At 68.2% G+C, this 13,356-nt stretch carries 9 protein-coding genes; 3 read left to right on the forward strand and 6 right to left on the reverse strand.

The features are described 5' to 3' along the window. Positions 1–19: 19 nt before the first annotated feature. The 3 genes from I1A62_RS11610 (at position 20) to I1A62_RS11620 (ending at position 2,643) form a co-directional block, all read left to right on the forward strand. Positions 20–895 carry a sigma-70 family RNA polymerase sigma factor gene (locus I1A62_RS11610; protein WP_124394336.1) on the forward strand — a complete coding sequence of 292 codons (876 nt, stop codon included), beginning with the start codon at positions 20–22 and terminating at the stop codon, positions 893–895. Positions 896–999: 104 nt separating this feature from the next. Then, positions 1,000–1,503 (forward strand): SRPBCC family protein, encoded by a 504-nt coding sequence (locus I1A62_RS11615; RefSeq protein WP_124394335.1) that lies wholly within the window; start codon positions 1,000–1,002, stop codon positions 1,501–1,503. Between the two features lie 42 nt (positions 1,504–1,545). Continuing rightward, positions 1,546–2,643 carry a DUF4185 domain-containing protein gene (locus tag I1A62_RS11620; RefSeq protein ID WP_219458746.1) on the forward strand — a complete coding sequence of 366 codons (1,098 nt, stop codon included), beginning with the start codon at positions 1,546–1,548 and terminating at the stop codon, positions 2,641–2,643. Here the strand turns inward: I1A62_RS11620 and I1A62_RS11625 are convergent. The 6 genes from I1A62_RS11625 to gltB all read right to left on the reverse strand — a co-directional run bounded on the left by I1A62_RS11625 (position 2,570) and on the right by gltB (position 13,320). Further along, entirely contained in the window at positions 2,570–4,357 is a 1,788-nt protein-coding gene (locus I1A62_RS11625; RefSeq protein ID WP_124394333.1) for an ABC transporter ATP-binding protein/permease, read from the reverse strand. The two genes, I1A62_RS11620 and I1A62_RS11625, sit on opposite strands and share 74 nt — an antisense overlap. A 198-nt stretch (positions 4,358–4,555) precedes the next feature. Further along, on the reverse strand, positions 4,556–4,801 hold the full coding sequence (locus I1A62_RS11630) for a hypothetical protein (protein WP_124394332.1): 246 nt from the start codon (positions 4,799–4,801) through the stop codon (positions 4,556–4,558). A 105-nt stretch (positions 4,802–4,906) separates the two neighbouring features. Then, the gene (locus I1A62_RS11635; protein WP_124394331.1) at positions 4,907–5,785 is read right to left on the reverse strand and encodes an acyl-CoA thioesterase II; all 879 of its coding nucleotides are present in this window, start codon (positions 5,783–5,785) and stop codon (positions 4,907–4,909) included. Then, positions 5,786–7,204 carry a pyruvate kinase gene (gene pyk, locus I1A62_RS11640; protein ID WP_074933926.1) on the reverse strand — a complete coding sequence of 473 codons (1,419 nt, stop codon included), beginning with the start codon at positions 7,202–7,204 and terminating at the stop codon, positions 5,786–5,788. It lies immediately after the preceding gene. A gap of 37 nt (positions 7,205–7,241) precedes the next feature. Then, positions 7,242–8,744, reverse strand: a complete 1,503-nt coding sequence (locus I1A62_RS11645) for a glutamate synthase subunit beta (RefSeq protein WP_219458747.1) — start codon at positions 8,742–8,744, stop codon at positions 7,242–7,244. Continuing rightward, complete coding sequence (gene gltB, locus I1A62_RS11650; RefSeq protein WP_219458748.1) at positions 8,737–13,320, reverse strand: glutamate synthase large subunit; 4,584 nt, start codon at positions 13,318–13,320, stop codon at positions 8,737–8,739. The genes I1A62_RS11645 and gltB overlap by 8 nt, the downstream gene beginning before the upstream one ends. Positions 13,321–13,356: the final 36 nt, after the last annotated feature.

Here is a 13,356-nt window from a genome sequence, read left to right on the forward strand (position 1 = left end):
CGACGGGAGAATGTGACAGATGAACGACAACGAAGTTCTGGCGCACCGCTTCGAGGAGAACCGGACGCATCTGTCGGCGGTCGCGTACCGGATGCTCGGCTCGATCAGCGAGGCGGAGGACGCCGTACAGGAGGGCTGGCTGCGGCTCAGCCGTGCCGAGACGTCCGAGGTGCAGAACTTGCGCGGTTGGCTGACGACGGTCGTCGGGCGGGTCTGCCTCGACGTGCTCCGATCCCGCAAGGCGCGGCGCGAGGATCCCCTGGAGGTCCATGTTCCGGATCCGATCGTGCGCGAGGTGGACGGGACCGATCCCGAGCACGAGGCGGTGCTCGGCGACTCCGTCGGTCTCGCGCTGCTGGTGATTCTCGACACGCTGACACCCGCCGAGCGGCTCGCGTTCGTGCTGCACGACATGTTCGCCCTGTCCTTCGACGAGATCGCCCCGATCGCCGACCGCACGCCCGCCGCGACCCGGCAACTCGCGAGCCGGGCGCGCCGGCGAGTCCAGGGATCGGGGCCCGCCCCGGAGACCGACCCGACCCGGCAGCGCGAGGTGGTCGAGGCGTTCATGACCGCCTCGAGGGGCGGCAGGTTCGACGACCTCCTCGCCCTGCTCGACCCGGACATCGTTCTGCGGGCCGACCGCGGCGCCGACGGGTTCGACATGGTGCGCGGAGCCCGCGCAGTCGGCGAGCAGGCCCTCACGTTCTCGCGTTTCGCTCCTTTCGGCCGGCTCGCCCTGGTGAACGGCACGCCCGGGGTGGTGACCGCACCCGACGGGAAGACGTTCTCGGTCATGGCGTTCACCGTCGCGGGCGGGAAGATCGTCCGGATCGACATCCTGGCCGACCCGGTCCGCCTGCAGCGTCTGGGCATCTCCCCCGGCGACGCCTGACGACCCGCAGGTAGCGGCGGTTTTTTGTGCCCGATCCTGGGGATCTGCGGCGTCCTGCCAGTACCATGGTGGGACAGGTACGCCCTCGAGCACGGAGGTCACCCATGGAGCTCGGCACCGTCACTTTCACCTACGACGGGCGGGTAGCCCTTCGATTCCAGCAAGCGCTCTCGCACTCGCCGGAGAAGGTGTGGCGTGTTCTCACCGACCCGCAGTACCTGAAGGCCTGGTTTCCCGCCGACGTCGACTTCGACCTCACCCCGGGCGCCGACCTCGTCTTCCGAGTGACACCGGAGCAGGTGCGCCGATTCGGTCTGCCCGCAGATCAGACCACCACCGGAACGGTCATCTCGGTGCATCCCGCGCACATCCTCGAATACCTGTGGGACGCCGAGACGCTGCACTGGGAACTCGTTCCCGACGGCAGCGGCGGCTGCTGGCTGACGCTCACCCACACCGTGGAAGAAGAAGAATCCGCCTACGCGCACGCCGCAGGCTGGCACGCAGGGCTCGAGGTCGTCGAAGCGCAACTGGACGGCCGCGAAGTCGACTGGTCGCTGTGGGATCGGGCCGACGAACTCGCCGAGTCCTACCGCAAGACGTCCTGACCAACCGACTTCCCCGACCCCCGAATTCACCGACAGCAGGGAGTGCGTATCCCGGGCAGCACCACCACACCGGCAGCGACCTTCGTGCAGGAGGTCACCGGCGAGGCGACGCGGCGATGGGGTGTGCGCGGCACCGACCTCGGTTGTCCGGTGCGCCTGGCCGACGGCCGGGTCGCGTTCTTCTTCGGCGACACGTTCAGCTCCCGCGGCCGGAGCGGCCGGGGGTGGCGCAGTCCCGTGATGTTGCGCTCCACCACAACCGATCTCCGCGGCGGCATCGAATTCGACTCTGCGGCAGGCGGCCGGACGGCGAGGGAGATCCTCCCGAACGCGCATGACGTCCGCGAATCACCCGACCCGGAATCGGCGGGCAGCGAGTTCACCGTCGTTCCCGCGGACGCCGTCACCCTCGGCGACCGGACCTATCTGTCCGTCGTCAGTGTGCACTCCTGGGCGTCGCAGGCGTGGCCGACGAACTTCACGTATCTCGCCTGGTCCGACGACGGCGGTGAGCACTGGCACCGGACACCGGCCCGCTGGGACAACCGCGGCGGGTCGCTCGACCAACTGTGGACCATGGAACGGCACGACGGCTACGTCTACGTCGTCTCGAGCGCGTTCGACCGCATTAATCCGGGTGGAATGATCCTGCGCCGAGTCCCCGAAGCGCGCATCCTCGACCCCGGAGCCTACGAAGACTGGGGCTGGGCCCGCGGCACCGGATGGGCGTGGGGACAGCCCGCGACCCCGATCCTGCCGGGACCCGTCGGGGAGATGTGCCTGCGGCGGATCGACGGAACCTGGGTCCTCGCCTACTTCGACCCCACCGCCTACGCGATCGTCACCCGCACGACGCAGCACATCGACGGACTGTGGTCGGAACCGACGGTGCAGGTCGCCGGCGGCGATTGGGGGGCCGCGGACGGCACGTGGGCGCAGATCTACGGCGGTTACATCCATCCGGCGTCCACGCTGGACGAGCTGCACCTGCTTGTGTCGCAATGGAACACGACGACCGGGGATCCCTATCGCGTGCTGCAGTTCGTCACCCGGCTGGACGTGCCGGTCACTTCACGAGCTCCGACTCCGTCCACCGCCCTTCCCCTTCGAGTTCCACACCACGGGAATGGAACTGGTTGAGGGTGCTCCGGTGCCCGACACTGACCACGATGCTGTCGGGAAGTTCGGTCCTGAGCAGCGTGTAGAGGGTGTGCTCGAGGCCCTCGTCGATCGCCGACGTGGCCTCGTCGAGGAATATCACCGCGGGACGGGCGATCAGCACCCGCGCAAACGCGAGACGCTGCTGCTCGCCCGGCGACAGGATCCGTGTCCAGTCGGCGGTCTCGTCGAGCCGATCACCCAGGTTGCCGAGCGACACCCTCGACAGCGCACCACGCACGACGTCGTCGGACGCCGTCGGCTCCTTCGGATAGGCCAGCGCGGTGCGCAGCGACCCGAGCGGCAGGTACGGGCGCTGGGACAGGAAGATGGCCTCCCCCGAGGGCCGCGACACCGTGCCGTCGGCGTACGGCCACAGGTCCGCGAGGGTGCGGAGCAACGTGGTCTTCCCCGAGCCGGACGGCCCCTTGACCAGCAGCGACTGCCCGGGAGTCACGGTGAGCGCGAGGCCCTCGATGAGGGTCTCCCCCGTCGGGATGCGCACGTCCAGCTTTTCGACCTGCAGATCGTCGCCCGACTTGCCGGTCTTCAGGACCGGAAGTTCGGCGGCATGCAGGTTGTCGTTGGCGAGACCGTTGAGTCGGATGAGGGTCGCGCGGAAACTGGCGAAGTCGGCGTACGACTCGCGGAAGAACGACAGCGAGTCGTGGACCTGCCCGAAGGCCTGCGACGTCTGCATCACGTCACCGAGCGATACCTGGCCGGTGAACAGTCGCGGACCCTGCACCAGGAACGGGAAGATGACGGCCGTCTGGTTGACGGTGAGGTTCCAGCCGCTGAACTTCAACGTCCGGAAGACGATCTGCCACATGTTCCGGATGACGTCCGCGAACCGTCCGGCGAGGGTGCGCCGCTCGACGTTCTCGCCGCGGTAGAACGCGATGCTCTCGCCGTACTCCCGCACCCGGATGAGGGCGTAACGGAAGTTGGCGCCGAGTTTCTCGTTGAGGAAGTTCAGCTTGATGAGGGGCTTGCCGATCCAGAACGCCACCGCTGTGGTCACCAGCACGTAGATGTAGACGAGGAAGATCATCGCGCGGGAGATCTCGACGCCGAACACGGTCATCGGGCCGGACAGGTCCCACAGGATTCCGGTGAACGACACGATCGACAGCACCGCGGTCACCGCGCCCATCGACAGCGAGCGGGACGTGGTGACGAAGTTGGTGATGTCGGCCTGGATGCGCTGATCCGGGTTGTCGATCGCGTCGCCGAGGAACCGGTCGCGGTAGTAGGCGCGGCTGTCGAGCCAGTCGTCGACGAGATGGTGGTTGAGCCAGGTCCGCCAGTCGATGTCGAGGGTCTGCCCGATCAGGTACTCGACGAGGGCACGGACCACGTGGACGGTCGCCAAAATGGCGAACACGCGGAGGAAGTGCCAGAACGCCGTCTCGTCCAGGTTCTGGATCGAATCGTAGAAGTCATTGTACCAGTAGGAGAACAGCACCGTCATCCGCACCGCGAAGACCGTCGACAGCAACAGCACCGCCAGGATGGTCAACGGCTTGAGGCTGCGCCGCGGATCGAAGTAGGGCGCGGCGAAGCGCCAGAACTGCCTACCCCATTTGGTGAACCGCGCGAGCAGTATCACCACGACGACGAACGCGACGACAGTCATGACGTAGGCCTTGAGCAGCCACATCGAGCTGTCCCATACGACGTTGTTCCAGTCCACGACCCATATCCCCGATCACGAGGTGAAACTCACCAGAAAAGATGGCGAAGTCTAACCCCGGAGGTCGGTGATGGGCGAGAGATCCGCGCAGGACACGCGCCGACTCGGGGGCACAGATCGCCCGATGTCCCATTTGCGCGGTTTCGACCACAGGGTGGAACATCGGGCAAGGCGAACGGGCCCAGGCGACAGTGGGTGCTACGAGTCCTTCTCGGGTTCAGGCTCTTTCAGATTGCCGTCGTTGTCGACGTAGTCGTCGAAGGCGGTTCCCGACACCGTGCCGTCGGAGCCGGGCAGGACGACCGTCTCGCGGGCCCCCGGTTCGTAGCGGGCGTCGATCTCCTCCACCTTCTTCCGGGCTTCGGCGAGCGCCTCGTCGTCGGGCACGGGAACTTCGCTCTCGGCGGGCCGGTCGGTCTTCTTGGCGGGTTCGTCTGCGCTCATGGTGCACGTCCGTTCCGTTTCGGAGATTCCAGACCGACCATACGCCGCGGCCACGGGTTGAACTACCGTTCAAAGCCGTTCGGTGGCAACGCAATGGCAGCGCCGCTATTGCCGCGGCGGGAAGTGCCGGATGAGCCCTTCCTGGACCACGGTCGCCAGCAACTCCCCTTCGAGGGAGAAGAAGCGCCCCGTCGCGAGACCGCGGGAACCTGCCGCGACCGGCGACTCGGTGGCGTACAGCGTCCAGTCGTCGAAGCGGAACGGCCGGTGGAACCAGATGGAATGGTTGACGGTGGCCGCGACGATCCGGTCCAGCCCCCATGACAGTCCGTGCGTGGTGATGATGGAGTCCAGGACCGTGGTGTCCGACGAGTAGCCCATGACCGCCACGTGAATGAGTGGGTCGTCCGGGAGGTCGCCGTCCGATTTCATCCAGACCCGGTTGTGGGTGAGTTTCTCCCCCGTGCCCTTCATGATCCACGACGGGTCGTTCGCGTACCGCATGTCGATCGGCTTGAGCGCGTCGACGAACATCTTCAACCGGTCTTCGTAACCCTGGAAGTGGTCGCCGAGCGGCGGCAGCGTGTCCGGGAACGGGACGTCGGGCACCTCGACCGCGTGCTCGAGACCCTTGCCCCAGTCCTGGAACGCCGCCAGCATGACGAACAGTTCCTGACCGTTCTGCAGCGCCGTGACCTGGCGATTCGCGAATGCCCGGCCGTCGCGGTGCCGCTCGACGCGGTATTCGATGGGTTCCTTGACGTTTCCGCCGCGGATGAAGTGGGCGTTGACCGCGTGCACGGCGCGCTCGCCGCTGACGGTGCGGCCGGCGGCGACCAGTGCCTGGGAGATCAACTGGCCGCCGAACGTCCGACTACCCACCTGCGCGGGATGCCGACCTCGGTACGTGTCCTCGCCGGTCTTCTCGAGATCGAGAAGTTCGAGCAGGGTCTGGAGATCGGTCTTCGCCGCGACTTCGCTCACCTAGTGGTCCTCTTCGCCGATTCTGTGGACGTGGATCAGGTTGGTCGAGCCTACGGTGCCGGGCGGCGACCCCGCCACGATCACCACCAACTCACCCTTCTGATACCGACCCAACCCCAGCAACGCATTGTCGACCTGCCGCACCATCGCATCCGTACTGTCCACCGGATCGACGATGAACGTCTCCGTCCCCCACGTCAACGACAACTGGCTGCGCACCTCCGGCAACGGCGTGAACGCCAGCAACGGCAACGGCGTATGCAACCGCGCCAACCGCCGCACCGTGTCCCCGGACTGCGTGAACGCCACCAACGCCTTCGCATCCAACCGCTCCCCGATATCACGGGCCGCGTACGAAATCACACCCCGCTTGGTGCGCGGCACATGCGTCAACGGCGGCACCTGCGTGGACTCGTTCTCCACCGCCTCCACGATCCGCGCCATCGTCCGCACCGTCTCCATCACGTACTTACCCACCGACGTCTCACCGGAGAGCATCACCGCATCCGCACCGTCGAGGACCGCGTTCGCCACATCCGACGCCTCCGCGCGGGTCGGCCGCGAGTTCTCGATCATCGACTCCAGCATCTGCGTCGCCACGATCACCGGCTTCGCGTTCTCCCGCGCGATCTGAATCGCCCGCTTCTGCACCAGCGGCACCTGCTCGAGCGGCAGCTCCACCCCCAGATCACCACGCGCGACCATCACCGCGTCGAACGCCAGCACGATCGCCTCGAGGTTGTCGATCGCCTCCGGCTTCTCCAGCTTCGCGATCACCGGGATCCGCCGCCCCACCCGGTCCATCACCGCGTGCACCAACTCCACATCCGCCGGCGACCGCACGAACGACAACGCGATGAAGTCGACGCCCAACCCGAGCGCGAACTCCAGATCGGCGATGTCCTTCTCCGACAACGCCGGAACCGACACGTTCATCCCCGGCAGCGACACACCCTTGTTATTGCTGACCGGGCCGCCCTCGGTGACCCGGCAGATCACGTCGTTGCCCTCGACACCGGAGACGACGAGACCGACCTTGCCGTCGTCCACCAGCAGCCGGTCACCCGGCTTGGCGTCCTCCGCCAACTGCTTGTACGTGGTCGAGACCCGGTCGTGGGTGCCCTCGCACTCGTCGACGGTGATCCGCACCTCCTCACCGTTGGCCCACGTGGTGCGACCCTCCGCGAACCGGCCCAACCGGATCTTCGGGCCCTGCAGATCGGCCAGGACACCGACCGCCTTACCCGTCGCGTCCGAGGCCGCCCGAACACGTTTGTAGTTCTCCTCGTGGTCGGCGTGCTCGCCGTGGCTGAAATTCAGCCGCGCCACGTCCATACCGCTTTCGACGAGCTCGCGAATACGGTCACCGGTGGCGGTAGCAGGTCCAAGTGTGCATACGATCTTCGTGCGTCGGTTCACGGCCTCGAGCCTAGTCGTCCCGCGCGCCCTTCTCCATTTAGACGACTGCCAGCGGAAGCGCCGTCGGATGCACCGGCGACGGGAGGTCCGACGCCCCGGTCAGGTACACGTCGACGGCGTGCGCCGCGGATCGGCCCTCCGCGATCGCCCACACGACGAGCGACGCGCCGCGGTGCGCGTCCCCGCAGACGAAGACCCCGGGTGCGGTGGTCTGCCAGTCCGGTCCGCAGGAGAGCGCTCCGCGCCGGGTCGGCGACAACCCGTAGTCGTCGAGCAGCGGACCGAGATCGACGCCCTCGAAACCGATCGCGAAAAGTGCCAGTTCGCACGGCAATTCGATCTCCTCGCCGACCGGCGTGATGATGCGTTTGCCGTCCTCGCGGGTGACCTCGACCTCGGCGAGCACCATGGACCGGACGTTCCCGTTCGCGTCGCCGAGGAACCGCTGCACCGCGACCTGATACCGGCGGACACCGCCCTCGGCGTGCGCGGGCGACGTGCGCAGCACCATCGGCCACGCCGGCCACGGCGTCGCCTCCTCGTCCCGTTCGGTCGGCAACTCCGGGTTGTAGTCCAGCAGGGTCACCGACAGCGCGCCCTGGCGGTGCGCCGTTCCGAGACAGTCGGCACCGGTGTCGCCGCCGCCGATGATGACGACGTGTTTGCCCTTGGCGGTGATGTCCGCGGGACCGTCGCCTTCGCATTCCTTGTTGGAGGTGACGAGATGTTCCATCGCGAGATGGATCCCGTTCAGCTCGCGCCCCTCGACGGTGGTGTTGTCGCGGGCCCGCAACGCACCGATCGCGAGCACGACCGCGTCGAAGTTCCCGCTCATCTGCTCCACGGTGAGGTCGACGCCGACCTCGCAGTCGGTGACGAAGTGGGTTCCCTCGGCGCGCATCTGCATCAGACGCTGATCGAGAATGGCCTTCTCCATCTTGAATTCCGGGATGCCGTACCGCAGCAGTCCCCCGAGCCGGTCGTCGCGCTCGTAGACGGTGACGTCGTGCCCCGCCCGGGTCAGTTGCTGAGCCGCCGCCAGACCGGCCGGGCCGGATCCGACCACCGCGACCTTCCGTCCCGTGGCGATCATCGGGGGCTTGGGGACCACCGTGCCGGAGTCCCACGCGACGTCCGCGATGGCCTGTTCGATCCGTTTGATCGTGACACTGCCCGTCGTGTGCGTGTCGGCGAGCGAGAGCACGCACGCCGACTCGCACGGCGCCGGGCACACCCGCCCCGTGAACTCCGGGAAGTTGTTGGTGGCGTGCAGCCGCTCGCTGGCCGCCGACCAGCGGCCGCGCCGCACGAGGTCGTTCCACTCCGGGATCAGATTGCCCAGCGGGCAGCCCGCACTTCCCGAGTGGCAGAACGGGATTCCGCAGTCCATGCACCGCGCCGCCTGCTCGGACACCTCGGCGGCCCGCTCCGCGGAACTCTGCGGCGCGTACACCTCGTTCCAGTCGTGCACCCGCTCGGCGACCGGGCGCTTGCGCGCCTCCTTCTTCACGATGTGCAGAAAGCCCTGGGGATCAGCCACGTGCCGCCTCCATGATCGCAGTGTCGACGTCGAGTCCCTCCGCCTTGGCCATCCGGGTCGCGTCCAGCACCCGCTGGTAGTCCACCGGCATCACCTTGGTGAACAGCGCGGACCGCCGGGGCCAGTCGGCGAGCACGGACGCCGCGACCGCGGAACCCGTCCACCGGTGGTGCCGGGTGACGGCGCCGCGCAACCAGTCCAGATCGTCCGGGTCGGGTTGCATCAGCTTCACCATCGCCGGGTTCACGTCCTCCGGGTCCAGGTCGAGGACGTACCCGATGCCGCCGGACATGCCGGCCGCCATGTTCCGTCCCGTCGGCCCGAGGATCACGACCCGCCCGCCCGTCATGTACTCGCAGGCGTGGTCGCCGACACCCTCCACGACGGCCGACGCACCGGAATTGCGCACCGAGAAGCGTTCCCCGACGCGCCCCCGGAGATAGACCTCCCCAGACGTGGCGCCGTAGAGCAGGGTGTTGCCCGCGATCACCTGCGTCTCCGGGACGAACAGGACGTCGGCGGCGGGACGGACCACGATCCGCCCACCGGACAACCCCTTGCCGACGTAGTCGTTGGCGTCCCCGGTCAGGTCGATGGTGATGCCCGGCGGCAGGAACGCGCCGAGGGACTGCCCGGCCGAACCGGTGAACGTGAGCCGGATCGTGTCGTCCGGCAGCCCGGCGGCGCCGTAGCGGCGGGTGACCTCCGCGCCGAGCAGCGTGCCGACGGTCCGGTTGACGTTGCGCACCGGCATCTCGATCTCCACGGCGTGCGCGTCCTCGAGGGCGCCCTCCGCCAACTGGATCAGCGTGCGGTCCAGTGCCCGGTCCAGTCCATGGTCCTGATCGCGGTCCCGGCGCCGCTGCGACAGCGGCTCCCCGCCGGGCCCGGTGGGCACGGCGAAGATCGGGGTGAGGTCGAGTCCGCGGTTCTTCCAGTGCGCGATGCCCTGCGCGGTCTCGAGGACGTCGGCGTGACCGACGGCCTCGTCGATGCTACGGAATCCGAGGTCGGCGAGGTACCGGCGCACGTCCTCGGCGACGAACCGGAAGAACTCCTCCACGAACTCCGGTTTGCCGGTGTACCGCTTGCGCAGCTCCGGGTTCTGGGTGGCGACACCGACCGGGCAGGTGTCGAGGTGGCACACCCGCATCATGATGCAGCCCGCCACGATCAGCGGGGCCGTGGAGAACCCGAACTCCTCCGCACCCAGCAGCGCCGCGACCACGACGTCCCGTCCGGTGCGCATCCCGCCGTCGCACTGGACGGTGATGCGGTCGCGGAGACCGTTGAGCACGAGCGTCTGCTGGGCGTCGGCCAGCCCGATCTCCCACGGCGCCCCGGCATGCTTCATCGACGTCAGCGGGGTGGCGCCGGTTCCGCCGTCGTTGCCGGAGATGAGGACCACGTCGGCGTGCGCCTTGCTGACGCCTGCGGCGACGGTTCCCACCCCGACCGAGCTGACCAGCTTCACGTGGACCCGGGCCCGGTCGTTGGCGTTCTTCAGGTCGTGGATCAGCTGCGCGAGATCCTCGATCGAGTAGATGTCGTGGTGCGGCGGCGGGGAGATCAGCCCGACCCCCGGCGTCGAGTGCCGTGTCTCCGCGACCCACGGATACACCTTGTACGCCGGCAACTGGCCGCCCTCACCGGGCTTGGCGCCCTGCGCCATCTTGATCTGGATGTCGCTGGCGTTGATCAGGTAGTCGCTGGTGACGCCGAACCGCCCGCTCGCCACCTGCTTGACGGCGCTGCGCCGCGACGGATCGTAGAGCCGGTCGACGTTCTCGCCGCCCTCCCCGGAGTTGGAGCGCCCGCCGAGATTGTTCATCGCGACTGCCATCGTCTCGTGGGCCTCGGCGGAGATGGAACCGTAGCTCATCGCGCCCGTGTTGAACCGGGTGACGATCCGCTCGACCGGTTCCACCTCGTCCAGCGGCACCGGCGGCCGCACACCCTCACGGAACGTGAACAGGCCGCGCAGGGCGCCACCGGCCTCGGCGAGCCGGTTCACTTCGTCGCTGTACTGGGCGAACACCTCGTGCCGACCGGTGCGGGTGGCGTGCTGTAGCAGGAACACCGTCTCCGGGGTGAACAGGTGCAGTTCGCCGTCGCGGCGGAACTGGTACTCGCCGCCGTCCTCGAGCCGCCGGTGGGCGAACTCGGCCGGGTTGTCCGGGTACGCCTGCCGGTGGCGGACGGTGACCTCGCGGGCGATCTCGTCGAGACCGGCGCCGCCCAGTTTGCTGACCGTCCCCTTGAAGTACTCGTCGACGAGGTCGCGGTCCAGACCGATCGCCTCGAACACCTGCGCCGCGGTATACGAGCCGACGGTGGAGATGCCCATCTTCGACATCACCTTGAGCACACCCTTGCCGAGCGCGGTGAGGTAGTTCCGGACGGCGATCGTGTGCTCGACCCCGGTCAGTTCGCCCTCCGACACGAGGTCCTCGATCGACTCCATCGCAAGGTAGGGGTTGACGGCGGCAGCGCCGTATCCGATGAGCAACGCCAGGTGGTGGACCTCGCGGGCGTCACCGGATTCGACGACCAGCGCCACCTTGGTGCGTTCCTTGGTCCGCACCAGATGATGGTGCACCGCGGCCACCGCGAGAAGCGACGGGATCGGCGCCCTCGTGTGGTCGGAGTCGCGGTCCGAGATCACCAGCGTCCGGTAGCCGTCCGCGATCGCGGCGCTCGCCTGCGCCCGCAACTCCTCGATCGCCTCGGCCATCCCCGCACCGCCGCGCTCCACGTCGTACAGCGCGCGCAGCACCGCCGCGGCGAGCCCGGGATGGTTGCCGTCCGCGTTCACGTGGATGATCTTGTTCAGCTCTTCGTTGTCGAGCACCGGCCACGGCAGCACGATCTGCCTGCACGACGCCGCGGTCGGCTCGAGCAGATTCTGCTCCGGGCCCATGACCCGCGACAGCGACGTCACGATCTCCTCGCGGATCGCGTCGAGCGGCGGGTTCGTGACCTGCGCGAACAGTTCGACGAAGTAGTCGTAGAGCAGCCGCGACCGCTGCGACATGACGGCGATCGGCGTGTCCGTCCCCATCGAGCCGAGGGGCTCGCCGCCGGACGTGGCCATCGGAGCGAGCAGGATGCGCAGATCCTCCTCGGTGTACCCGAACGCCACCTGCCGCCGCACCACCGACTCGTGGTTGTGCTGCGCGTGCGGACGATCCGGCAGCGTCTTCAGTTCGAGCAGACCGGCGTACAGCCACTCGGCGTACGGCCGCTCCGCCGCGAGCCGCGTCTTGATCTCCTCGTCGGGCACGATGCGGCCCTCGGACGTGTCGACGAGGAACATCTGCCCCGGCTCGAGGCGGCCCTTGGCCACGACCTCCGACTGCGGGACGTCGAGGACGCCGCTCTCACTCGCGAGGATCACCCGCCCGTCGACGGTCTGCCACCAGCGTCCCGGGCGCAGGCCGTTGCGGTCCAGCACGGCGCCGACGACGGTCCCGTCGGTGAACGTCACACACGCGGGCCCGTCCCACGCCTCCATCAGCGACGCGTGGAACTGGTAGAACGCCCGCCGATCGGGGCACATCGACGTGTCGTTCTCCCACGCCTCCGGCACCATCATCATCACCACGTGCGGCACGCTGCGGCCGGCGAGGTGCAGCAGTTCGAGCACCTCGTCGAACGATGCCGAATCCGACGCGTCGGGGGTGCAGATCGGGTACACTCTGCGCAGATCGCCGGGGATCACCGCACTGGACAGCAGCGCCTCGCGGGCCCGCATGCGGTTCCGGTTGCCGCGGACGGTGTTGATCTCCCCGTTGTGCGCTACGAACCGGAACGGGTGCGCCAGCGGCCAGGACGGGAACGTGTTGGTCGAGAACCGGCTGTGCACGATCGCGATCGCACTCGCCATCCGCGGGTCGCGCAGGTCCGGGAAGTACCGCGCCAACTGGGACGTCGTCAGCATTCCCTTGTAGACGACCGTCCGGCTCGACAGGGACGGGAAGTACACGCCGCTGCCCTCCGACTCGATGTCGGGGGTGACCTGTTCGGCCCGCTTGCGCAGCGGGTAGACGAGTCGGTCGAGGGCGAGCCCACCGGGTCGGATCCCGCCGACGGCGGGTGCGGCGACGAACAACTGGCTCATGTGCGGTGCGCAGGCGCGTGCGGTGGCGCCGACGTCCGCCCCGTCCGGGTCGACGGGCACCGGACGCCAGCCGAGGATCTGGAGTCCCTCCTCGTCCGCGAGGTCGGACACGCGCCGTTGCGCGGCCGCCCGCGCCTGCGGGTCCTGCGGGAGGAAACAGATGCCCGCCGCGTACGTGCTGCTGCCGTCGTCCAGGGGCGCGGGGAGGTCGAACGGCGCGAGAGCCCCGAAGAATTCGGTGGGGAGCTGGAGCAGGATGCCGGCGCCGTCGCCGCTGTTCGGTTCGGATCCCGCCGCGCCGCGATGCTCGAGATTCTCGAGAGCGAGGAGTCCGTCCGAGACGATGGAGTGGGAGCGACGGCCGTGCACGTCCGCGACCATGGCGACACCGCAGGAATCGACTTCCTGGTCCGGGTCGTACAAGCCCTGGGGACCGGGCAACTGAGAGAACAGCACCGATATACCTCCACATCGGCCGGGAAGACCACCAGT

This window comes from Rhodococcus sp. USK10, from assembly GCF_019378875.1.
GTDB classification, from domain to species: Bacteria; Actinomycetota; Actinomycetes; order Mycobacteriales; family Mycobacteriaceae; genus Rhodococcus_F; species Rhodococcus_F pseudokoreensis.

Bases quoted from the DNA above. Each gene is read 5' to 3' on its own strand.
- I1A62_RS11610 (WP_124394336.1), top strand. From the start codon at position 20: ATGAACGACAACGAAGTTCTGGCGCACCGCTTCGAGGAGAACCGGACG.
- I1A62_RS11615 (WP_124394335.1), top strand. From the start codon at position 1,000: ATGGAGCTCGGCACCGTCACTTTCACCTACGACGGGCGGGTAGCCCTT.
- I1A62_RS11630 (WP_124394332.1), bottom strand. From the start codon at position 4,801: ATGAGCGCAGACGAACCCGCCAAGAAGACCGACCGGCCCGCCGAGAGC.